General features: G+C 57.5%; 18 protein-coding genes. 5 read left to right on the top strand and 13 right to left on the bottom strand.

Going from position 1 to position 22,192, the window contains the following annotated elements:
* The first annotated feature begins 27 nt into the window (after positions 1–27).
* Positions 28–804, top strand: coding sequence for an envelope biogenesis factor ElyC (elyC, locus tag RZ35_RS11795; protein ID WP_026743494.1), 777 nt, complete (start codon positions 28–30; stop codon positions 802–804).
* On the opposite strand, the gene RZ35_RS11790 is transcribed toward elyC, so the two are convergent.
* From RZ35_RS11790 to RZ35_RS11755, 8 genes are all read right to left on the bottom strand, one after another.
* Positions 801–1,694, bottom strand: a complete 894-nt coding sequence (locus RZ35_RS11790; protein ID WP_026743493.1) for a YcbJ family phosphotransferase — start codon at positions 1,692–1,694, stop codon at positions 801–803. The genes elyC and RZ35_RS11790 overlap by 4 nt on opposite strands.
* 156 nt (positions 1,695–1,850) lie before the next feature.
* The gene (gene pelN, locus RZ35_RS11785; protein WP_051625561.1) at positions 1,851–3,164 is read right to left on the bottom strand and encodes a pectate lyase PelN; all 1,314 of its coding nucleotides are present in this window, start codon (positions 3,162–3,164) and stop codon (positions 1,851–1,853) included.
* Positions 3,165–3,432: 268 nt separating this feature from the next.
* Complete coding sequence (gene kdsB, locus RZ35_RS11780; protein ID WP_026743491.1) at positions 3,433–4,185, bottom strand: 3-deoxy-manno-octulosonate cytidylyltransferase; 753 nt, start codon at positions 4,183–4,185, stop codon at positions 3,433–3,435.
* Positions 4,182–4,364 carry a Trm112 family protein gene (locus RZ35_RS11775; RefSeq protein WP_026743490.1) on the bottom strand — a complete coding sequence of 61 codons (183 nt, stop codon included), beginning with the start codon at positions 4,362–4,364 and terminating at the stop codon, positions 4,182–4,184. Before RZ35_RS11775 ends, kdsB begins: the two co-directional genes overlap by 4 nt.
* 48 nt (positions 4,365–4,412) lie before the next feature.
* Entirely contained in the window at positions 4,413–5,423 is a 1,011-nt protein-coding gene (gene lpxK, locus RZ35_RS11770; RefSeq protein ID WP_026743489.1) for a tetraacyldisaccharide 4'-kinase, read from the bottom strand.
* The gene (gene msbA / locus RZ35_RS11765; RefSeq protein ID WP_026743488.1) at positions 5,420–7,168 is read right to left on the bottom strand and encodes a lipid A ABC transporter ATP-binding protein/permease MsbA; all 1,749 of its coding nucleotides are present in this window, start codon (positions 7,166–7,168) and stop codon (positions 5,420–5,422) included. The genes lpxK and msbA overlap by 4 nt, the downstream gene beginning before the upstream one ends.
* A gap of 928 nt (positions 7,169–8,096) precedes the next feature.
* Complete coding sequence (locus RZ35_RS11760) at positions 8,097–10,361, bottom strand: ComEC family protein (protein WP_036153276.1); 2,265 nt, start codon at positions 10,359–10,361, stop codon at positions 8,097–8,099.
* A gap of 335 nt (positions 10,362–10,696) precedes the next feature.
* Positions 10,697–11,035 (bottom strand): DUF496 family protein, encoded by a 339-nt coding sequence (locus RZ35_RS11755; RefSeq protein ID WP_026740414.1) that lies wholly within the window; start codon positions 11,033–11,035, stop codon positions 10,697–10,699.
* A 732-nt stretch (positions 11,036–11,767) separates the two neighbouring features.
* Between RZ35_RS11755 and RZ35_RS11750 the strand changes: the two genes are divergently transcribed.
* The 4 genes from RZ35_RS11750 to sbcB all read left to right on the top strand — a co-directional run bounded on the left by RZ35_RS11750 (position 11,768) and on the right by sbcB (position 16,306).
* Positions 11,768–12,487 carry a (Fe-S)-binding protein gene (locus RZ35_RS11750; protein WP_026743486.1) on the top strand — a complete coding sequence of 240 codons (720 nt, stop codon included), beginning with the start codon at positions 11,768–11,770 and terminating at the stop codon, positions 12,485–12,487.
* Positions 12,488–12,496: 9 nt separating this feature from the next.
* Complete coding sequence (locus tag RZ35_RS11745; protein WP_026743485.1) at positions 12,497–13,924, top strand: LutB/LldF family L-lactate oxidation iron-sulfur protein; 1,428 nt, start codon at positions 12,497–12,499, stop codon at positions 13,922–13,924.
* On the top strand, positions 13,924–14,661 hold the full coding sequence (locus RZ35_RS11740) for a LutC/YkgG family protein (protein ID WP_026743484.1): 738 nt from the start codon (positions 13,924–13,926) through the stop codon (positions 14,659–14,661). Before RZ35_RS11745 ends, RZ35_RS11740 begins: the two co-directional genes overlap by 1 nt.
* Positions 14,662–14,830: 169 nt before the next feature.
* Entirely contained in the window at positions 14,831–16,306 is a 1,476-nt protein-coding gene (gene sbcB / locus RZ35_RS11735; RefSeq protein ID WP_081825724.1) for an exodeoxyribonuclease I, read from the top strand.
* A 209-nt stretch (positions 16,307–16,515) separates the two neighbouring features.
* On the opposite strand, the gene RZ35_RS11730 is transcribed toward sbcB, so the two are convergent.
* The 5 genes from RZ35_RS11730 to citF form a co-directional block, all read right to left on the bottom strand.
* Entirely contained in the window at positions 16,516–17,877 is a 1,362-nt protein-coding gene (locus tag RZ35_RS11730; RefSeq protein ID WP_026743482.1) for an APC family permease, read from the bottom strand.
* A 471-nt stretch (positions 17,878–18,348) separates the two neighbouring features.
* A complete protein-coding gene (locus RZ35_RS11725) occupies positions 18,349–19,086 on the bottom strand; it encodes a flagellar brake protein (protein WP_036153302.1) in 738 nt (245 codons plus the stop codon).
* A 137-nt stretch (positions 19,087–19,223) separates the two neighbouring features.
* Entirely contained in the window at positions 19,224–20,120 is an 897-nt protein-coding gene (gene citG, locus RZ35_RS11720; protein WP_026743480.1) for a triphosphoribosyl-dephospho-CoA synthase CitG, read from the bottom strand.
* A complete protein-coding gene (gene citX, locus RZ35_RS11715; protein WP_026743479.1) occupies positions 20,098–20,634 on the bottom strand; it encodes a citrate lyase holo-[acyl-carrier protein] synthase in 537 nt (178 codons plus the stop codon). The genes citG and citX overlap by 23 nt, the downstream gene beginning before the upstream one ends.
* Positions 20,627–22,156, bottom strand: a complete 1,530-nt coding sequence (gene citF, locus RZ35_RS11710; protein ID WP_026743478.1) for a citrate lyase subunit alpha — start codon at positions 22,154–22,156, stop codon at positions 20,627–20,629. Before citF ends, citX begins: the two co-directional genes overlap by 8 nt.
* Between the last annotated feature and the right edge of the window lie 36 nt (positions 22,157–22,192).

Below are 22,192 nucleotides of genomic sequence, written 5' to 3'. Positions count from 1 at the left end.
TTTTTCACTCAATCTGGATGCTATTTTATGCTGTTTGACCTTAAAAAGTATGTTGGCAGCCTGCTACAGCCGCTGCCGCTTTTGCTGTTATTGATGGGCATCGCGCTTCTGCTGCTGTGGTTCACTCATCGCCAGAAGACCGGGCGCGTCGTCCTGACCGTGAGCTGGCTGATGCTGACCCTACTCAGCCTGCAGCCGGTGGCGGATCGGCTGTTGCTCCCGCTGGAGTCCATCTATCCCACCTGGCATCCCGGCCAACAGCGGGTCGGCTTTATCGTCGTTCTCGGCGGCGGCTATACCTTCAATCCCGAATGGGCGCCCAGTTCAAATCTGGTCGGCAATAGCCTGGCGCGCGTGACCGAGGGGATTCGTCTGTACCATGCCAATCCAGGCGCCAAATTGATCTTCACCGGCGCGGCGGCAAAAGGCAATCCGGTCACCAGCGCCAGCACGGCCGCGCGAGTGGCGGAGAGCCTGGGCGTACCGGCGGAAGATATCCTGCAGGTAGGCACGGCGCGAGATACCTCGGAGGAAGCGGCCGGTACGGCGCGATGGGTGGGGCAACAACCTTTCCTGCTGGTGACCTCCGCCAACCATCTGCCGCGCGCCATGCGCTTTTTCGAGGGCCAGGGGCTGCACCCCATCCCCGCTCCAGCCAATCAATTGGCGATCACCTCGCCATTGAATCCGTGGGAAAAGCTGTTCCCGTCAGCGCTGTATCTCTCGCACAGCGAGCGGGCGTGGTATGAAACGTTGGGTGGCCTGTGGCAGAAGATAAGAGGGACGCAGGCGACGACGGACTAGTTCAACCAGGGCAGCAGCTCGCGCGAAGCCCGGTCGAACACCTCCCGATCTAACCGGCCGGTATGAATATAGCGCGACACGGCTGCCCACACGACGTAAAGCCAGCGCCGGGAAACGAACGTTTCAGACACCGGCGCACGACGCAGATAATGGTACAGCAGTTGTTCAGCCATCCCCTCGTCGCACAGCCGGAACAGTTCGTATTCACGCGGCGCCCACAACATCATGCCCGGATTGATCATCGCCAGCAGCTGGTCGCTGCGGCTATCCTTCAACATGCTGCGCAATGACAGGTTGCCGTGTACCAGCACGCAAGGATCGTTAAAGTCCTGGAACAGCGCAGGCAGCGCCTGGCGGGAGCGGAACAATAACGCGCGATCTTCCTGCGTCAGCATCGGCGTCTGCACCAGCATCAGCGTCGACCACAGTACCTCCAGCCGCTGGGCGTACCACCTGGGCCAGCTGTTTTCCTGAATACTGTCGACTGACCCAACGCAGCCGTGGCTATCAATACGATGCCAGGCCAGCACGCTATCCACGATTTGGTCCATGAGCGATGTCCAACGCTGTGGCGTTCGGGTCGGCGTTTCGACCGGTACGCCGCGCAGCCGCTCCAGAAGCAACAGCTCTTTATGCGACGGATGCTGACTCATGACCATCCCGTAGACGGTAGGCACCCGCACCTCCCCCTCACGCGCCAACATAGACAGTTTATAGGCCTCCTGCTGAGCAACGCCCTGACAAACATAGCTTTTGACCAGCAGCGGAATCGCGTGACCTTCCTTGTCATACATGGCGTACAGATGTGCATAAGGTTGTTCACTAATTCGTTCGAGGCGGCTAAGAGGTTCCCCTAATACCGCACTCAACTCGGCTTTAAGCAATTCCATAAACATGAGACCTTGACTGGGGGGAGACTTGTCGATCGTATCATGCCGCTAAGGGGGGCATTTTTCCTCAATATAGATCAAACAAAGCCAAATCAGCCCATGATGGGCGCAGAGCCTATAGAATAGCAAAAGGTTCTGCGCAAGGTGAGGCAGGGGTTATTGACGTTCGAAAGCACCGAGGTCCGGCGCGGCGCCTTTGTAAGGCAGATTGAGATTACCACCCTTGTCGATGAGCCAACTACCGGCGGACAAATGCAGGCTTTTCAGGTCAGGCAGACTGCCGTCAGATTTCCGTTTTGCATCCCAACCGGTTACGGCCACGCTCTCAAACTCCGCATCGGATAGCACTTTTGACTGATTCCATGAGTTATAACGCATATCCGCGCCCTGTGAGTGCGACAAGGCCAGACCGCCATACGAGATGCTGTTGCGAACCACACCCAACCCAACCTCGGCACCGCTGGCGTTGATGCCCAGCAGGTTGAAGTTAGGTTTGTTTTTGTAGCCGGTATTGTTGAAGAAGTTATTGGCTACCGGGTGATGGTTAGCATAAAAACCCGCGCTTTTGTTCATGAACGCAACGCTCTGACGCACGGTGTGCTTGGGCGCGTTAGCGACGTAGCGTGCGCCGTATCCGCCAATTTTAAAACCGTTGCCGTTGCCCGCGGCCAGCGACGTGGTAGTGCCGGGCAGATAGCCGTGCAGCCACGCCCAGGAGTTTTCAACCAAGACAGACGAGTAGGCATTGATAAAGTCGAAACCGTCATCCGAATTCGACCATGCCCGACAGCCGCGCAGAAGGTTTCCCGGTTGATTGGCGGCGACATGTACGCCGAAGCCGTCACCGCTCTGCCCTGCCCCGTTTGACGTCAGCGGGTCGTAGTTATGGTGTGAATCGCAGTTGATCACCTTATTATTGGCGCCGTTCTGCAAAAACAGTCCGGTTCCCATGATGTGATGGATATTCAACTGCTCGAACGTGTTATTGCTGCCCTTGATCCACACGCCCCAGGATTCATGATTAAGGTTGTTATTCTGCGGGACGCCGACAACCTCCAGTCCCTTCAGTGAGACCCAGTTCGCCGCCACGTTGAAACCTTTGATACGGCAGTCATCTTTCATTTTGCTGAAGTCGAACACCGGCGTTTCGCCTGAGTAGGCCCAATACTGAATCGGTTTGTTCGCCGTCCCGCTTTTATTCAGCGTCACCGCGTTGACGACATCGGTACGACTCGCGCACTGGTTAACCCCCGCGGTAAAACTGTATTTACCACCGCGTATCCATAGCCGGTCGCCGGGCATGAGGGTTTGCTGCGCCCGCCCAAACGTTTTCCAGGGCGCGGTAAGGGTGCCGCTGCCGTTGTCGTTGCCGGTCGGCGACAAGTAAAAGGTGGCGGCCGTCGTCGGCGCAACCGCGCCTGCCAGCAGGCTCAGCGCCAGCGCTGAGCGAATGGTGTTACTCATTTCCATGTATCACTCCTTCCTTGGGGGTCTTAAATGACTCTTTTGAGGTTCCCCGACACGCGCAGCGCGGTGTCGTGACATCCTCAGGCAATCTTGAACGCATCGTTCACCGCCTTGCTCAGTCAGACGGCGCTTCCCTCTGATAACGTTCGATACCGGACCTATTCGGCTCGGTCCTGAATCCGTGATGCAGGGCTTTTGTCCCGGATGTCAGTAAAGACAGGCGGCTATCATATCCGCCTGTGTTCGTAACAAAACGATGATGCGGGAACGATCAGCTGCCTGCCATCGCCAAACGCACGCGCTCCAGATCTTCCGGCGTATCAACGCCGACGCTCGGAATCGCTTTCGCCACGTCAACGTGGATTTTTTCGCCGTACCACAGCACGCGCAGCTGCTCCAGCAGTTCGATTTTTTCCAGTTCGCTCGGCGCCCAGCTGACGTAACGGCGCACAAACCCAGCCCGGTAGGCATAGATGCCGATGTGACGAAGGAAGTGATCGCCGACGTTCTCATTCGCCTGGCCGAAACGCTCACGGTCCCACGGGATCGGCGCGCGGGAAAAGTACAGCGCATACCCTTCCGCATCTCTCACCACTTTTACCGCGTTAGGGTTAAACACGTCTTCGCTGCCGACAATCGGCACAGCTAACGTCGCCATCCCTGCCCGGCTTCCCGCCAGGTTTTCGGCGACCTGACGTACGATGACCGGGGGGATCATCGGTTCGTCGCCCTGAATGTTCACGATGATCTCGTCATCCGGCAGGCGGTAGCGCTCAATCACTTCCGCCAACCGCTCCGTCCCCGAGTTGTGATCGGGGCTGGTCAGGCAGACGTCTCCGCCCGCCTGACGGATGACCTGCTCAACGTCAGGATGGTCGGTGGCGACGATCACACGCTCTGCGCCCGACTCCTGCGCCCGTTCCATCACGTGTATCACCATCGGTTTGCCGTTGATGTCGGCCAGCGGCTTGCCCGGTAAACGGCTGGAGGCAAAGCGTGCCGGGATAATTACGGTAAACGTCATTTTGCGGTCTCGTCGGCAGTCAGATGGCGGGCCTCGTGATCCAGCAGGACGGGGATGCCGTCACGCACGGGATAGGCCAGGCCTTCTATCTTGCAGATCAGTTCCTGTTTTTCTTTATCAAAGACCAGCCGACCGTTACAGNCCGGGCAAGCCACTATTTCAAGTAAACGATGATCCATCGTGCTTCCTCCATCAAGAAGCTCTTTGTCAATAAGAGGCAACGCGCCTTAACGGGCGTTCGGGTTGCCCTGTCGATACTGCGCAATCAGCTGTTCGAGCCGTGATAATACGGCTTCGGCGGGCGCGGCGGATAGCTCGGCGGTCACCGGCAGATACCACCAGTTTTCCTGTGCGAAAGCGCGGCACTTCACCGCGTCTTTTTCGGTCATGATCAGCGGCTGATGTTCGCCGCCGGGTAACGACGCAAGTTGAGCAGGTGAATAGGACTGGTGATCGGCGAACGCAACCTCATGCTGCACGGTCGCGCCCATCTGTTTCAGTGTGGCAAAGAATCGCGGCGGATGCCCGATCCCCGCCATCGCCACCAGCGGCGGCAGCTCGGCGACCGGGCGTCGTTCGCCAGTCGCCAGATTAACGGCATCGTCTGCGGACAGCTGCATCGCGATCTCGCCGGCCTCAGCATCGCCGCCATTAACGATAATCGCATTAACGGACGCCAGCCGGGACGCCCGCTCGCGCATCGGTCCAGCGGGCAGCCACCAGCCGTTGCCGAAACGGCGAACGCCATCGATGACCACCACTTCGTAGTCCCGCGCCAACGCATAGTGTTGCAGCCCATCGTCGGTGATCACAATATCGAGCGGAGAGTCGGCCAACAGCGCCTCTACGGCCTCGCGGCGTTTGGGTGCGACGGCAACGGGCGCGCCGGTACGTTGAAAAATCAGGACGGGTTCGTCGCCCGCCTGTGTGGTGGTGACGTCGGATGAAATCAGCAGAGGATAGCGTTCCGCCTTCCCGCCATAACCGCGAGAAACCACGCCGACACGGTAACCTCGTTGTTGTAGCTGTTCCACCAGCCAAATGACGACCGGCGTTTTACCATTGCCTCCCGCGGTCAGGTTCCCCACCACCGCGACCGGCAAGGGCGCACGCCAGGCATGACGCCACCCCCAGCGATAGCTCTGGCGGATGATCCCGCTCACCAGCCCATAGACCAGCGATAGCGGGACCAGCAGCCAGTAGAGCGGCGTACGTCCTGACCAGATGCGGTCAATCATGAGCCAAACTGCATCTTGTGCAACTGCGCGTAAGCGCCATCACGGAGAATTAGGTCGTGATGATTACCGCGTTCAATAATACGGCCGTCTTCCACCACCAGAATCTCGTCGGCATTTTCAATCGTCGAGAGACGGTGAGCAATAACCAGCGCGGTACGATCTTTTTGCAATTCGTCCAGCGCCGACTGAATGGCGCGTTCTGATTCGGTATCCAGCGCCGAGGTGGCCTCGTCCAGAATCAGAATCGGACAGTCGCGCAGCAGCGCGCGCGCTATCGCGATACGCTGACGTTGTCCGCCGGACAACAGCACGCCGTTTTCGCCAATCACGGTATCCAACCCGTTATCCATCTTGCTGATAAAGTCCATCGCATGCGCCATCGTCGCCGCGCGTTCGATATCCTCGCGGCTGAACGATTTGTCGTAGGCATACGCGATATTGTTCGCGATGGTGTCGTTGAACAGGTGCACATTCTGGGACACCAACGCGACCTGATTACGCAGTGACGACAGCGTGTAGTCGCGCAGGTCATGACCGTCCAGAATAATCTCCCCCGACTGGATATCATAAAAACGCGTAATCAGATTGGCGATAGTGGACTTACCGGAGCCGGAACGTCCTACCAGCGCCACGGTTTTACCCGGCGGCACGTGCAGGCTGATATCGTTCAAGGCCAGCGTCTCTTTGCCCGGATAGGCGAAATCGACATGACGGAACTCCAGGTCGCCTTTGGCGCGCTCAATGACGCGTTTGCCTTTATCCGTTTCCTGTTCCATATCCAGAATGGTGAACAGTGTCTGGCACGCGGCCATACCGCGCTGGAACTGCGCGTTTACATTGGTCAGAGATTTCAATGGACGCATCAGGGTGAACATTGCGGAGAAGACGACCGTGATGGTCCCGGCGGTCAGCGTTTCCATCACGGAAGGGAAGCTGGCGGCATACAGCACAAAAGCCAGCGCCAGCGAGGCAATAAACTGTACGACTGGATCGGAAATGGAGGAGGCAGACACCATCTTCATGTTCTGCTGGCGCATGCGGTTGCTCACCGAATCAAAGCGCTCCGCTTCCACTTTCTGACCGCCGAAAATCAGGACTTCTTTATGTCCTTTGAGCATTTGCTCTGCGCTGGTGGTCACCTGCCCCATTGTGTTTTGCATGTTTTTACTGATGTTACGGAAGCGTTTGGACACCAGACGAATGCTGTAGGAGACGATGGGCGCGATCACAATCAGGATCAGCGACAGCTGCCAGCTGTACCAAAACATCAGGATGAACAGGCCGATGATGGAAGCGCCCTCACGAATGACGGTCACCAGCGCGTCCGATGAAGAAGCCGCTACCTGTTCGGTGTCGTAGGTAATTCGCGACAGCAGCGTCCCGGTGGACTGCTGGTCGAAGAATGAAACCGGCATGCCCATGATGTGGCTAAATAACCGGCGACGCATGTTCATCACGACCTTGCCGGAGACCCACGCCACACAATAGCTGGAGATGTAGCTTGAGATCCCGCGCATCACCATCAGCCCGATAATGGCCAACGGCATCCACACCAGCACGTTGCGGTCAGCCTTGCCGAATCCGTCATCCAACAAAGGCTTGAGCAGCGACAACATCAGCGTATCGCTGGCGGCATTCATCACCAGCGCGACGCCTGCGACAAACAACCCCGTTTTGAACGGCGTGATCATCGGCCATAGGCGACGGAATGTCTGCCACGTGGAAAGATCTTGATCATTAATCATGCAATAAACCTGAGCCTATAGAAATAGCCGCCTATATTACCCATTCATGGCCCCGTGAGAAAGACCAAAGGGGAATCAGAGCGATATGCGGAAATGGTACCGCGGATGCATTCGCACTATGGCGCAACGTGTCTTTACGCTGCTTCGACAATACCCCTCCTGGGCTTGAGGGCTTTCGTAATGCATAGACGCGCCCCGCGACGCCCTTTCCGCACAGCCTCAAGAAACCGCTAATGTTGTCTCCCGCTAAACGCTACAGGGCGAAAACATGAGATTTACAAGGCTAATTTTAATGACGTCATCACGAGTCATAAATTGATGACGCCCTTAAATTAAGCACGATGTCGCCTTTATTTTTGCCGCAATAATATTTGGGAGAAAATATGTTATCCAGACGGCGTTTTTTATTTTTTCAGCCGGAAAGATGGTTAAGGGGGGTCATTTATTGAAAAAATCTGCATTCGGAAAAATAAAGACACGACTTAACGTCGTATCGAATGGACATTACGGACAGGAAAATACCGCCGACCATGACAACTTCACTTATCTGGCGAAGGAATTAAATACATTTAATGCTGAAAACCGGCCGAGTTTCTTGTGCTCAGTGGAGACTCAATCCATAACGAACCGCGTTTCCTGGTCCGGCCAGAGCGCATCTCGACCGCCTGGACGAGCCTTACTTCGCTAATTTAGCGCCTCGCGCATGGCTGCTTTCTTCACCAACCTGGTGGCCGAAAGGGATTATGATGAAACGTTCTCGCATCGGGTCGATTAATCCCTTTGCCGCTCGGCCGGTCAGACCTCTCAGCTCCCCGTCAATAACATTGCCGCAGCCCAGCGTAATCCAGCGTTATCAACCACAATGCATTCTTCCCGGTTCGCTTAGCCCCCCCGACAATGCGGATGCGTCTTTGATAGCCGGACGCCGTCATGCCCCCTCGGAATTAACGCCAAAACGCCGGTGATACCAACGCGGGGATATCGCTTCCCGGAAGCCCCAAACCTGCCAGCGCTGGGCGTAAAAGCGTACGCTCAATTGACCCGACGTCGCCGTATCGTGCCAGGGGTGACCCATCTGACGATAGCGACGCCGAACTTGCACCGACGGCAGTCGCCACGGGTTATAGCGGGAGTTGGATGACGCCGACCATTGCGCCCCCACCGCACGAATGAAGGGCGGAGACGAGGACGTCGCGCTGCCGTGATGCGGCACCTGCAAAATATCGGCCGCCAGCGCCAACCGCTGGGTGCGCAGCAGTATCGCCTCTGCTTTCGCCTCTACATCGCCGGTGAGCAGAACCCGAAACCGGCCGTCGTCGACCACGACGNCGCAGGAGTCATTGTTTCCCGCATCGAGAGTCATTCGCGGCGGCCATAACACGCTGAAACTCAGTCCTTGCCACTGCCACCGCTGTCCTTGCAGGCACGGTTGGTGTCCCGCCTGCGCCATGGGGCTAAACNCCTGAACGGCGGGAAACTGTCGCTGCAATTCAACCAGCCCACCACGGTGGTCCCGATGACTGTGGCTCACGATAATTCGCTCCAGTTCCAGCCCCCGCCACCGGAGATAGGGCACAATTTCACGGCTCGCCATATCACCGCCCGCCCAGCTCGCGCCCGTATCGTACAGCACGGCCTTGCCGTTTCGCTCAATGACGACGGCCAGCCCGTGGCCGACATCCAGCATATCCATTCGCCACAACGGCGCTGGCGCTTTCGGCCGGAGGAGCAGGATAAGCAACAGGCTGAGCACACTGAGTGGCGCATAGCGCCACCAGGCAAAACGCCAGATCGCCACCGCCAGCCATCCCGAGAGACTCCACGGCAACGCCTGCTCCCCCAACGACCACCATCCTGAGGGCAACGCCGCCAGCGGCGCGAACACGCCCGTCAGCGAGCGATCGGCCAACCACCAAAACACTGCGCTTGATGTTGGGCTGAAAGACAGTAGCAGCGCAATCAATACCAACGGCGTAGTCACAAATGACACCAACGGCACGGCCCACAGATTCGCTGGCAGAGACGTCAAACTGACGCCGTGAAACAACGCGACCTGCAACGGCAGCAGCAACAACGTCATTCCCCCCTGTAAATGCAGCCAGCGAAGCCATACCCAGCGTTTAGGCCGCAGAAAAGAGCGAGGCAGCGGCGCCCACTGATACCAAAAAATCAGCGCCGCCACGGCAAGGGTCGATAACCAAAAGCTGTCCGATAACACGCTCAACGGATCGGCCGTCAGAATCAGGGCCACGCACCCAAGCCACACTTGCCACGGCGTACAGCTTGCGCCCGTCAACCGCAACAGCGTCCACACGCATAACGCCAGTCCGGCCCTGACTGCCGGCGGATTCCCCCCCGCTAACCAGACATAGGTTAGGGCGGCAACCAGTCCGACGATCAACGGAAAGCGATAGCCGATACGATGTACCAAAAACAGGCATTGGACGCCCCGGGCGATCCCCCAGCCGAACAGCGCCGCCAGTGCGATATGCAATCCAGAGATTGCCATCAGATGCATCGTTCCTGTCTGGCGCAGAAGGGCCTGAGTATCGTCATCCACGGTGGCCATTTCGCCCAACGTCAACGCCAACAGGATGGAGCGCCACGGCAGGCGTTCAGTCTGACGCTCCACCGCCGTCACGATGCCCTGCCGCACCCCGCAGCGCGCATCCAACACCGCCGCGCGTTGTACGATTCCCGTCAGCGTTTGTCGCCGGGCCAACGACCAACGCTGGCTGTCGAATCCGCCTTCGTTTAGCCGACTGTGCACGGGCCGCAGTTGTAGCCTTAGTTGCCAGCGTTGCCCGCCGCACCACGTGTTCATCGCCGTTGCCGGGCTTAACCGGACCGAGATCGGAGGAAACAGTCTGCGTTCATCGACCCGAATCAGACGTACCACCGGCGCGGCTTCGGGCAACGCACCAAAACGCACGCTGCTGATGTCCACCTCAGCCATTACCTGCCGCGAGGTGAGGTCCGCCGTCTGGTCGACGGCCTGCCCGGCGTTATAGCATCCCCAGACCAGCGCGAATAGCGCCAAGCCCAAGGCCCGTAATCGGTTGGGAAGATAACGGTAGGTCAGGATCAGCGCCGACAGCATCCCTGACAAGACGGCGGGGGACGGAATTTTCGGCAACCACAACAGCGGTAATATTCCGCTTACCAGCGCAAGCGCTATGACATTCAGCGACATAGTAAAGCGGCACTCCCTGTCCATTTAGACCGCTAGTGGAACGGCGTTTTATCCTTTCATTCAGTCTATTTTTCATCGTGATAAAAGCACAGCGGCCGGTGGTTGAAGCGCGAGTCGCCGCACAAAGATGAGTGTCATTTCATGCAACGTCGGATGAGAGAGGAGCGCGTGGCGGCAGATAGACGATGAGTCAAATCAGTCAGGGTGATGCGCGGTGGGACAGCACGCTTTCTCGTGCCAAGCGCGCCCCCCGGAGNGCGCGACATGAAATTAAGCCGCGAGCAGGCAAAAAAAAGGATCGCCGAAGCGATCCCTTGGATAGGTCATGACACGGGTTATTTGGTCTCAGCGGCCGATTTAATTTCGCCCATTTCTTTAATTTTGCGAGACAGTTCACGGCGTTCTTTCGACAGATCCGCGTTTTTGATGATGTATTCATCAACACGGTCTTCATAGTCGCTGCGCATGTTGGCGATGATGTTCTGAATATCATCAATTGACATACCCGGCTTGATGTATTCGCTCAGGTTGTCCAGCAGCAGCACACGTTTCTGGTTATCACGAATTTTCTTTTCGTTATCGGCGATTTCACGCTGCAGCTTGTTTTTACGACGGAATGTACGCACAAACGCCAATACGTCCTGGAAACACGGTTTGTTGTTACCCTTATCCATTTTCTACCCTTACTTAACTCATATTAAGATTCAAGATGCGGAAACCGCCCGTGCTAAACATACAGGTTAGCAGTTCTCATCGGCAAGTCGGTATGGACGGAGTGCAGTCCCTGCCGGATGCCGACGGCGATTACAGATGAGGTTGTTTTATCATTGTTTTCACTTTCTTTCATCCGCTTTCCCCTCCGCTTGCCGCGTGGCGGCGTGGCACAGCGCCCGACCGACCACTCTTCGTACAATTCTGACTGGATGGCTCAAGACGTCTCAGCGCGTCTGCGGCGGCATTCTTCCCTGTTTTTCTCCTCGACTCGCGTCGCCTTTACCGACTTTATGCGCTCATGTCACTCCGCGCTTGTCACAATCCCGTCATGGCCTGTGGGCATTAAATTGTTTGGTGAATGCTTATTTTAAAAGAGGCGTGGTCCATCGCAATTCATTATTACGCCCACACGGAAGGACGGTAACAAACCGAAACAAAAAATGAGGTGTCATTATGCTTCTGCGTCTTCTAAACATTATTTAGGAGGCCACGCCGCAATCCTTTCTATATCTTTCCGGCAATCAATAATTTATCTCGAGAAATATTACCAGGCGCTATAAATCATCGAAAATGGATTAATTCGACATGTTCAGTGCCGTTATCCGGAAATAAATAACAACGCCTATCACACTATTTTCCCGCTTACAGGCGCATGATTTTTTCATGCAAAGGAATCTCAGAGAGGCAAGCAAGTGAATGTGAACTTTTACGTCACCTGTATTGGTGACGCGCTGAAAGCAAAAATGGCGCAAAACTCGGTATTACTGCTCGAAAAACTGGGATGTGCCGTCCACTTTCCTCAGAAACAGGGCTGCTGTGGCCAACCGGCGTTAAACGCCGGATATACCGCCGATGCCATTCCGGGGATGAAAAACCTGATCGCCGCCCTGGAAGACAATGACGACCCGATTATTTCCCCGGCTGGCTCCTGTACCTACGCCATTAAAAGCTATCCCGATTATTTGCAGGATGAACCTGAGTGGGCCAAACGCGCGACGCATGTCGCCGACCGTATTTATGATCTGACCTCTTTCATCGTTAATACCCTCAACATCGTGGATGTGGGCGCAACCTTGCCCGGCAAGGCGGTTTACCATCCCTCCTGCAGCCTGTTTCGCAAACTGGGCGTTCAGCGCGAGCCGATGACATTACTTGAGCACGTCAATGGGTTGGACATCGTCCCGTTTCCATTCTCCGAAACCTGCTGCGGTTTTGGCGGCACGTTCTCCGTCAAAATGGCGGAAATATCCGGTGAAATGGTGAAAGAAAAGGTCAGTCACATGATGGAAGCCAACCCCGACTACCTTATCGGCGCCGATGTCAGTTGCCTGATCAACATTGGCGGTCGCCTCCATCGCGAAGGCAAATCCGTGAAAGTCATGCATATCGCCGACGTGCTGATGAGCCACTAAGGAACCCACATGTATCTCAAAACCAGCGACGTCCCGTTTCACGAACGGATCCGCGACCAGATTGACGATGCCGTCATGCGCAAAGCCGTGGCGATGGCTCAAGAGCGCATCGGCGCCAACCGACAAACTATGGTCGACGACCTCGGACACTGGGAATCGTGGCGCAGCCGTGGCGAACAGATTCGGCGGCACGTGCTCGAAAACCTGGACGCCTATCTTTATCAGCTCTCCGAAAATGTGACGAAAAACGGCGGACACGTCTATTTTGCCGCCACCAAAGCGCAGGCGACGGACTATATCCTGACCGTCGCGAAACAGAAGCAGGCGAAGAAAATTGTCAAATCCAAGTCGATGGTCACCGAGGAGATCGGTCTCAATGCCGCGCTTCAGAGCGCTGGATTGAGCGTCATCGAAACCGATCTGGGCGAATACATTTTACAGCTCGCCCACGACGCCCCGTCCCATGTGGTGGTTCCCGCCATTCATCGTGATCGCCATCAGATCCGCAAAATTTTGCATGACACACTCGGCTACACCGGGTCGGAAACCCCGGAAGCGATGACGCTGTTTATTCGCGAACAGATGCGTCCGCAGTTTTTTAGCGCGGATATCGGCATTACCGGATGTAATTTTGCCGTCGCCGAAACCGGGTCGGTATGTCTGGTGAGTAATGAGGGCAACGCGCGGCTGTGCACCACGCTGCCGAAAACGCACATCGCCGTCATGGGCATGGAGCGTCTCGCGCCGACGTTCGAGGAAGTGGATGTCCTGATTACGCTACTGGCTCGCAGCGCGGTCGGCGCTCAGCTGACCGGCTACAACACCTGGCTGACGGGGCCAAGGGAAGCCGGCAACGTCGATGGCCCCGAGGACTTCCATCTGGTGGTGGTCGATAATGGACGGTCGGCCGTGCTCGGTTCGGAATTCCGCGACATCTTGCACTGCATCCGCTGCGGCGCCTGTATGAATACCTGCCCGGCTTACCGCCATATCGGCGGTCACGGCTACGGTTCCATCTATCCCGGCCCGGTCGGCGCCGTGCTGTCTCCGCTGCTGGGCGGCTACGCTGATTTCAAAGACCTGCCCTATGCCTGCTCGCTATGTTACGCCTGCAATAGCGTCTGCCCGGTCAAAATTCCGCTGGCGCAGCTGATCCTCAAACATCGCCGCAAGATGGTCGATGCTGATCTGCCGCCCAAAGGCGAACAGATAGCAACGCGCCTGTTTACCTATGTCAACAGTCATCCAACATTGTGGAAAGTCGGGATGGTGAGCGGCGCTCACGCCGTCAACTGGTTTATCAAAAACGGCAAAGCGCCCTTGAATATCGGCGCCATCGGCAAGTGGACGGAAGCACGCGATCTGCCGCAGGGCGACGGAGAAAGCTTTCGCAGCTGGTTCAAGCAACATCAGGCGAATAAAGAGGAGAAGCAGTGATGGGAAATGCCAATCGGGACACGTTCCTGGCCCAGATAGCCCAACAGTTGGGGCGTCCGGTGCGCCATCAGCCCGCCGCCGTACCGCCCCCTGTTTGCCGCTATGAGAAAACGCGGCTGGCGGATCTCTCCCTTCAGCAGCGCTGCGACGCCTTCGTCAAACTGGCGCAAGAGACCCTCAAGGTCACCTGCCGACTGACCAGCGAACAAGACGCCCCGGCGGCCGTGCGCGAACTCTGCCGGCACTATCTTCAGGATCACGAAAACAGCGGCGATCACCATGGAGACCGGACCGCCGTGATGGTGAGCGGAGATGCTCGCTTACAGACGTTGGGGATCACCTCCGCGTTGCAGGAGGCGTTTTCGGCGCAGGAGTGGGATGCGTCACAGGGCGAGGTGAATATTCACGCCACTGAGCAGGCCGACGTCGGCGTCGTGTTCGCCGAGTACGGGCTGACAGAGTCCGGCGGCGTCGTTCTGTTTTCCGCACCGGAACGCCCCCGTTCGCTGAGCCTGCTACCCACTTCCTCGATTTTCGTGGTGCGCAAAAGCACGCTCCTGCCCCGCGTCGCACAGTTGGCGGAGCATCTGCATCAGAAGGCGCAGTCCGGAGAGCGCATGCCGTCCTGCATCAATCTGATCGGCGGTCCCAGTTCGACGGCCGACATCGAACTGAGCAAAGTGATTGGGGTACACGGCCCGGTCAACGCCGCTTATCTCATCATCGAGGATAGCTGAAGGCTGATGCTGCCTGTCCCGGCGACCGTGCCGGGCATTTTCCGCCGACGACACCGATTCCTCCCGCCGACTTCTGCCGGGCGACGATATGGTTTACCATTGCCGCCATATCATGTTTCGCTTACCGGCGTCGCAAGCGAAACCTCCTTATCCGCCTTCGACGCGCCCGATGCCTGCGTATCCGGCGGGTCCTCGCAACCGACAGAGAAACACCGTGTCCAACAAACCCAGCACTCCGACCTTTTTCATTCACGACTATGAGACCTTCGGCAAGCATCCGGCCCGGGATAGACCCGCGCAGTTCGCTGGCGTCCGCACCGATATGGACTTCAACATCATCGGCGAGCCGCTGGTCATTTACTGTCAGCCGACGGACGACTATCTGCCGGAGCCGGAAGCGGTGCTCATCACCGGCATCACGCCGCAGATTGCGAAGAGCAAAGGCGTTAATGAAGCGGAATTCGCGCGTCAGATCCACGACGCCTTTAGCGTGCCCGGCACCTGTGTTCTGGGCTATAACAATATTCGCTTCGATGACGAAGTCAGCCGTAACATTTTTTACCGCAACTTCTACGATCCCTACGCCTACAGCTGGAAAAACGGCAACTCGCGCTGGGATCTGCTGGATGCGCTGCGTGCCTGCTATGCGCTGCGGCCGGAAGGGATTGTCTGGCCGGAAAATGACGATGGCCTGCCCAGTTTCCGACTGGAACACCTGACCAAGGCGAACGGCGTCGAACACACACACGCCCATGACGCGATGTCCGACGTTTACGCCACGATCGCGATGGCTAAACGGCTGAAAACCGCGCAGCCCAAACTGTTCGACTATCTGTTCCAACTGCGCAACAAGAACAAGGTCAACGCGCTGATTGATATCCCGAATATGAAACCGCTCATGCACGTTTCGGGCATGTTCGGCGCGGCGCGCGGCAATACCAGCTGGATTGTGCCGCTTGCCTGGCACCCGGAAAATCGTAATGCGGTGATCATGTGCGACTTGGCGGGCGATATCACACCGCTGCTGGAGCTGGAGCCGGACGAATTGCGCACGCGGTTGTACACCAGACGCGACCAACTGGAAGCAGGACAGTCTCCCGTCCCGATCAAACTGGTACAGATTAACAAGNGCCCCGTGCTCGCGCCCGCCAGCACGCTGCGCCCTGAAGACGCGGCGCGATTAGGCATTGACCGACAGCACTGTCTCGATAACCTGCAACGTCTACGCCAGCACCCGCTAGTGCGGGAAAAAGCGGTGGCGCTGTATGCCGAGGCGCCCGCCTTCGCCGCCGCCGACGATGTGGATCTTCAACTGTACGACGGCTTTTTTAGCGAGGCAGACCGGGCGGCGATGACCATCATTCAGGAAACCTCGCCGCAAAACCTGCCCGCGCTCGATCTGAAATTCGCCGACGGCCGCATTGCAGAACTGCTCTTTCGCTTCCGGGCACGCAATTATCCGGCCACGCTGGATGACCGCGAGCAGCAGCGCTGGTTGCAGCACCGCAAAGAGGTCTTTACGCCGGAGCGTCTGGAGAGCTATCTGAATAATCTGCAAGAGCTGTATCAGCTGCATCAGGATGATGAGAAGAAGGCTCAGTTGCTCAAATCGCTGTTCGCTTATGTTCAGCAGGTCGTGGGCTAATCCCCGCGGCTATACCGCCGCCAACGACGGCGCAATCCTGAAATAGAGCGCCGAGCGCTTTACCACCGGTCAGTTCGTCTCTCGGCCGGCTGTATTTTTACTGGTTGGGAAAAACCAATCGCCGCATTTCGACTATCGCGCGATAAAAAAACGGCCGCCCAGGACATGATCCTCGGCGGCCGTTTTAACCTCAGGCAAACGCGGCAGAGTTAGACGATGTCTTCACTGCACTGCGGAACCGGCTGTCTGAAGCGGCGAGTCACCACCGCCAGATACAGCAGGCCAATCGCGGCCCAGACCAGTCCCAACGTCATCGACGTTTCTTCGAGATTCAACCACAGCGCGCCGACCGCCAGTGCGCCCAGGACCGGCAGCAGCAGGTAATGGATGTTATCTTTTAGCGTCTTGTTGCGACCTTCCCGAATGTAGAACTGGGAAATCACGGACAGGTTGACGAAGGTAAACGCCACCAGCGCGCCGAAGTTGATCAACGCCGTGGCCGTCACCAGATCAAAACATACCGCCGACAGCGCAATCACGCCCACCAACAGTACGTTTAGCGCGGGCGTCCGCCATTGCGGATGGATATAGCCAAAGAATCGCTCCGGGAAAACGCCATCGCGTCCCATCACATACATCAGACGGGAAACCCCTGCGTGTGCCGCCATCCCGGACGCCAGCACTGTGACGCAGGAGAAGACCAACACGATTGATTGGAATAGTTTGCCCGCGACGTAGAGCATGATTTCCGGCTGAGACGCATCCGGATCGTGGAAGCGAGAGATGTCCGGAAAAAACAACTGCAAGAAGTAGGACACCACGATGAAGATAATGCCGCCGATCAGCGCCGTCAGGAAAATGGCTTTCGGGATCACGCGGCCCGCGTCCGGCGTCTCTTCCGATAGGGAGCTGATTCCGTCAAAGCCGAGGAAGGAGAAGCAGAGTATCGTTGCCCCGGTAATCATCGGCACGACCTGTGCGTGTTCGGACCAGAACGGTTTGCTGCTCACCAGCGTGCCCGCGCCTTCGCCGCCGGAAATCCCGTGGATCACCAGCGTGAGGAAGACCGCCATAATCGCCACCTGGACGACCACGATCACCGAGTTGAGGTTCGCGACGATGTTGATGCCGCGCAGGTTGAAGAGCGTCATCAGCCCCACTAGCGCCGCCACAAAAATCCAGGACGGCACGCCGGGGAAGATGGCCTCAAGATAAATTTTGGCGAGCAGGATGTTGATCATGGGCATGAACAGGTAGTCCAGCAACGATGACCATCCCACCATGAAGCCAATGTGCGGACTTATCGCTTTCTGCGCATAGGTATAGGCCGAGCCAGCGGACGGGAATCGACGCACCAGTTTTCCGTAGCTCACCGCCGTGAACAGAATGCCAGTCAGGGCAAAGGCGTAAGCGGTCGCCACGTGGCCATCCGTCAGGCCGGAAACAATGCCGAAGGTGTCAAAAATTGTCATGGGCTGCAAATAGGCAAGCCCCATCATCACAACTTGCCAGAGCGTCAGTGTTTTTCTTAGTTGTACTCGTTGGCTGGAAACCGCTGCGTTATGCGACATGACGCATCCCTCCGTTGCCGGCAATTGACGCACGGTTCAGGGATGTCGCGGATCTATTGGACATAGGAAGGCGGTGAGAGACGGTGTAATTTGAAATAGATGAGAACGGGTTGCCGCCGTCAACGGACGTTGACGCACGATCGATGAAAGTCGACGCCGCTGCGGCGCCATAGTCGCTGCTCACACAGCGCAAACCGGCGGGCACCGGTACGGTTACAAGAGAATGCCCCATTTCACATATTCCTCTTTCTGCCTTCGCGGCAGCGTGGTCTGATATCGTTCCGGCACGATGTCCGGCCCCTTCATGAAGAAAAAAAGTCTCAAAAAAATAACCGACGCTATCAACGTCGGTTATTTCAGGGCGCGTATTCTGCCGGAGTGGGGGGNAAGAGACAAGACTTTGCGCAGCCGCAGGCGTTATTTAAATTAAGTCACCGGCAACGTCTCGGGAAAGGCTGGCCGCTGGCAAAATTAAAGCNCCCGTTTCCTTTTTTCATGCTGTTCCAGCTCTAGCGCGGTAATCACCTGTTGCAGGCTCCGCTCCTGTCCGGGCGTCAGGCACGGGAACTTGAAGCTGAGCCGCTGCACCTTCTTCACTTCGCCTTTGGCGCTGACAATCCGGCTGACCGCATGGCTAATGAATTGTACGTCGATGGTGAACTCCCCATAGGAACCCAATTCAAGCGTGACGTTTTCCAGAATCTCGCCCTGCCCCAGCTGTTCAGCGACGTCTTCCTGTTCGCTCAGCAAACAGACGCCGCCCAAAGAAAGATCTTTGATCGTGAACTGGAAACGGCTCTCATCCGGCAGACTGCCGCGGCAGAACATCGGCGGCCAGGCCGGTGAGGTGATGCGAAAATAGTTGCGGCGCTGGATACGGTAAAGGTCGGCGGGAATCTCGGCGCGAAATGCTGGGAATCCCTCATAATCGATTCTGGTTACCCCGTTCGCATTGAATTCCACCTTCGCACCCGCCGGTTCGGCAACGAAGTACATCTCCGTGTCCAGAACGTCATTCCCTTGCGGCGTGCCGCCGAGGTCAAAGATAAAGGTATTGTCGTCCGGCTGAACGCTTAAAATATTGCTGATGAAATGACCTCGAGAGTGGTTCACCATCAGAGCCGTATTATTTTTTTGCAGCTCGCGTAGTGTGGCGCAAATCGCCAGTTTATTTCTCTTCAGAAATTGTTCTTTTTTGGTTTCGTCCATTTTGTCCATCCCAGAGTTAAATCATTACCGCGATAAATCAGTCTCGATAAGTCACAGCTTAGAGTTATACGTAGGATATCGTCAGTTGCGCCCCCAACTTTACGTTGGATTAACATTATCGGGGATTATTAAAAGATTTATTCAGCGGGATAATGATGTAACAGCCAGGTCAGCGCAAGAAGATCGGCCGTGCCGCCGGGGCTGAGATGACGTTCGGTCAAGGCGCGGTCCATCGCCTGTAAACGGGGGACGGTGACGCCCTGCTTCAGCAGATCGGTCGCGTAGCGCTGAACGAACGCCAGTCCCGCCATTCCGCCTCGGGACACGATATTGGTATCCGGATTGTGCGCCATCAGCACCACCAGCGTATGCAGCAACGCCATGTCCTGATCGTGCTCGCCAAGCGCCTGTCGATAGGCGGGCAGTGCCAATCGGGTCACCGTTTCGAAACCGCTGGCGGCCTCTCCTCGCGCGCCGGTCAGGCCATAGCGCTGGAACAGCTGTTCTCCGGCCGTCTCCGCCCGATGGGAAAGCGACAGCTCGTCACGGACCAGATCGCGACACATGTTCGCCACGGTTTGGCAGAGACTCCGCTGCGTCAGCACCACACCGTTCGCCGCCAGCCAGCCCGCGGCGCTGCACAGCAGTCCGCAGGCAAAGATCCCGCCTTTGTGCGTGTTGACACCGTGCGTCGCCGCGAGCATCGCCTGCTCGCAGGCCATGCCAACAGGACGAACCTGCATTAACAACTGCTTAGGCGACACGTCCGCATGGGCATAGCCCACGTCGATAAAGCGACGCAGCCAGGGCGTGATCGCGCCGATGCTTTTCTCAAACAGCGCAACGTCCATGTCGTGGTGCGCGCCGTTGTTCGCCCGGTCCACCAGACCCGGTTTCGGCGTCAGCATGACTTCCACCGTCAGCGCTTGTACGACCCACCGGTCGATATCCGGCAAAGGCAGTGCGACGCGAGCGACAGACCCGGAAACGTTCGTCCGCGCCAACGGGGCATCAGCCAGCGGAGAAATAGGCATTTAGCCTCTCCTCGATCCGGGCGATGACGTCGGGCAACGGATGCCGCCGCGAACGCGCGCAGACATGGGCTGGCTCGTCGCACAACAAACAGCGGCGACTGGCGCGATCGAGACCCGCGCGGTTGAGCGGCCCGGACGCCGGGCAGAAGACGTCGAAGTCCCACAGCCGCCCGAGCGGATGCGTGTCTTCGAGGGCTACGGCGGCACGCTTAATCGCCAGCGCATCGCCATCCACCACCCAGAATCCTTCCGCCCCCGTCTCCTGCCAGTGCAGCTGATGTTCCGCCACCTGCCAGCCCTGTTCACGGCTCAAGGCGTCGAACGCCGCCACGGCCTCTTCCATCGCGCGGCGATACAGCGGCGAGTCCTTGACCGGCCCCGGCGTCACCAGCGTCAGCGACNCCAGCGGGGCATGATGCCTTGCCAGTAGCGCCTGCTGGCGGGCGGCGCGTCGTTCTTTCGCCGCCAGCAGGCGTTCCAGCGAAACCGCTGCGGGCGCCGTCACGTTACTCATCGTCCTCTTTCACCTGACGCACAACGTCGATAACGCTGCCGTCGCGATAGCGGATCACCCCGACGATGCGGTCGTGAAACGCGATCGGTTTCGGCTCGCCTACCAGCGCGACCGCTCGTGCATACAACGCTTCGATCGGCATCACGGTCAGTCCGGCGGCGGTGAGTTGCTCTGCCACTTCAGGACGCGCCGGATTCACGGCAATCCCATGATCGGTCACCAGGACGTCAATACTTTCGCCTGGCGTCACGCAGGTGGTGACATGACGAACCACCGTCGGAATACGACTGCGAATCAACGGCGCGACAATCACCGTCAGGTTGNCCGCCGTGGCCACGTCGCAGTGTCCGCCGGAAGCGCCGCGCATTACGCCGTCGGAGCCGGTGATGACGTTGACGTTAAAGTCCAGATCGATTTCCAGCGCGCTGAGGATCACCACATCCAACTGATCGCAACACGCCGCCTTGGAGGTCGGATTCGCGTAGACGTTAGTCGAGATTTCCACGTGGTTCGGATTGGTTGCCAGTGACGCCGCCGCGTTGGCGTCGAAGCATTGGGTATCCAGCAGTTTCTCGATCAACCCTTTTTCATGCAGGTCGACAATACTGCCGGTGATACCGCCGAGAGCAAAGCGCGCCACGATGTTCTGTTTTTGCATCCGGTCTTCGAGGAAGCGGGNGCAGGCGGTGGAGGCCGCGCCGGAGCCGGTCTGGATGGAGAAACCGGGTTTGAAATAGCCTGAATGTTCAATCACATCCGCGGCGGAACGGGCGATCAGCAGTTCACGCGGGTTGCTGGTCACGCGCGCGGCCCCAACGCTGATTTTAGCCGGATCGCCGACCTCTTCGACCTGCACGATGTAGTCCACCTGATCCTGCACAATGCTGGCGGGCATATTGGGGAACGGCACCAAACTTTCGGTCAGTAGCACGACGTTGCGGGCGAATGCCGCATCCACCATCGCATAGCCCAGCGAGCCGCAGCGTGATTTGCCGTCCGTCCCGTTGGCGTTGCCGAACTCATCGCTGCACGGCACGCCCAAAAAGGCGACGTCTATCTTCAGCTCGCCACTTTGCAGCAAATGCACCCGGCCGCCGTGAGAGTGAATCTGCACCGGCTCTTTCATCAACCCGTGCGACACGGCGTCGGCCAGCTTGCCGCGCATGCCCGAGGTGTAAATTTTGCTAATCACCCCGTTGCGAATGTGTTTGACCAACGGCGCGTTGCAGCTCATCAACGAGCTGGAGGCCAGCGTCAGGTCTTTGAATCCCATCTCCGCCAGCGTATCCATCACCTTATTGATCACCTTATCTCCTTCACGGAAATGGTGATGGAAGGAGATAGTCATACCGTCTTTCAAACCGCTTTTGACGATGGCCTCTTGCAAATCGGCGCACAGCTTACGCTCGTGCTTCTGAGTCAGATCGTTCAGCCACGGGGTGTTATGGTTGGCGTCGACGAACGGCTGTAACGCGTTTTTATCTGGAAACTGCTGGCGCAGCGCTTCAATAATGTTGCTCATGATCAAATCCTGTCATTGCTGAAATAAGGCCGACGT

This window comes from Lonsdalea quercina subsp. quercina, from assembly GCF_000688655.1.
Classification (GTDB): Bacteria; Pseudomonadota; Gammaproteobacteria; order Enterobacterales; family Enterobacteriaceae; genus Lonsdalea; species Lonsdalea quercina.
This window is presented reverse-complemented; position numbering and strand designations above follow the sequence as displayed.

Excerpts from the sequence above, each read along its gene's own strand:
- RZ35_RS11730 (WP_026743482.1), bottom strand. The coding sequence starts at position 17,877 with ATGTCGCATAACGCAGCGGTTTCCAGCCAACGAGTACAACTAAGAAAA.
- RZ35_RS11740 (WP_026743484.1), top strand. The coding sequence starts at position 13,924 with ATGGGAAATGCCAATCGGGACACGTTCCTGGCCCAGATAGCCCAACAG.
- RZ35_RS11790 (WP_026743493.1), bottom strand. The coding sequence starts at position 1,694 with ATGGAATTGCTTAAAGCCGAGTTGAGTGCGGTATTAGGGGAACCTCTT.
- lpxK (WP_026743489.1), bottom strand. The coding sequence starts at position 5,423 with ATGATTGACCGCATCTGGTCAGGACGTACGCCGCTCTACTGGCTGCTG.
- msbA (WP_026743488.1), bottom strand. The coding sequence starts at position 7,168 with ATGATTAATGATCAAGATCTTTCCACGTGGCAGACATTCCGTCGCCTA.
- citG (WP_026743480.1), bottom strand. The coding sequence starts at position 20,120 with ATGCCTATTTCTCCGCTGGCTGATGCCCCGTTGGCGCGGACGAACGTT.
- RZ35_RS11755 (WP_026740414.1), bottom strand. The coding sequence starts at position 11,035 with ATGGATAAGGGTAACAACAAACCGTGTTTCCAGGACGTATTGGCGTTT.
- elyC (WP_026743494.1), top strand. The coding sequence starts at position 28 with ATGCTGTTTGACCTTAAAAAGTATGTTGGCAGCCTGCTACAGCCGCTG.
- pelN (WP_051625561.1), bottom strand. The coding sequence starts at position 3,164 with ATGGAAATGAGTAACACCATTCGCTCAGCGCTGGCGCTGAGCCTGCTG.
- RZ35_RS11745 (WP_026743485.1), top strand. The coding sequence starts at position 12,497 with ATGTATCTCAAAACCAGCGACGTCCCGTTTCACGAACGGATCCGCGAC.
- kdsB (WP_026743491.1), bottom strand. The coding sequence starts at position 4,185 with ATGACGTTTACCGTAATTATCCCGGCACGCTTTGCCTCCAGCCGTTTA.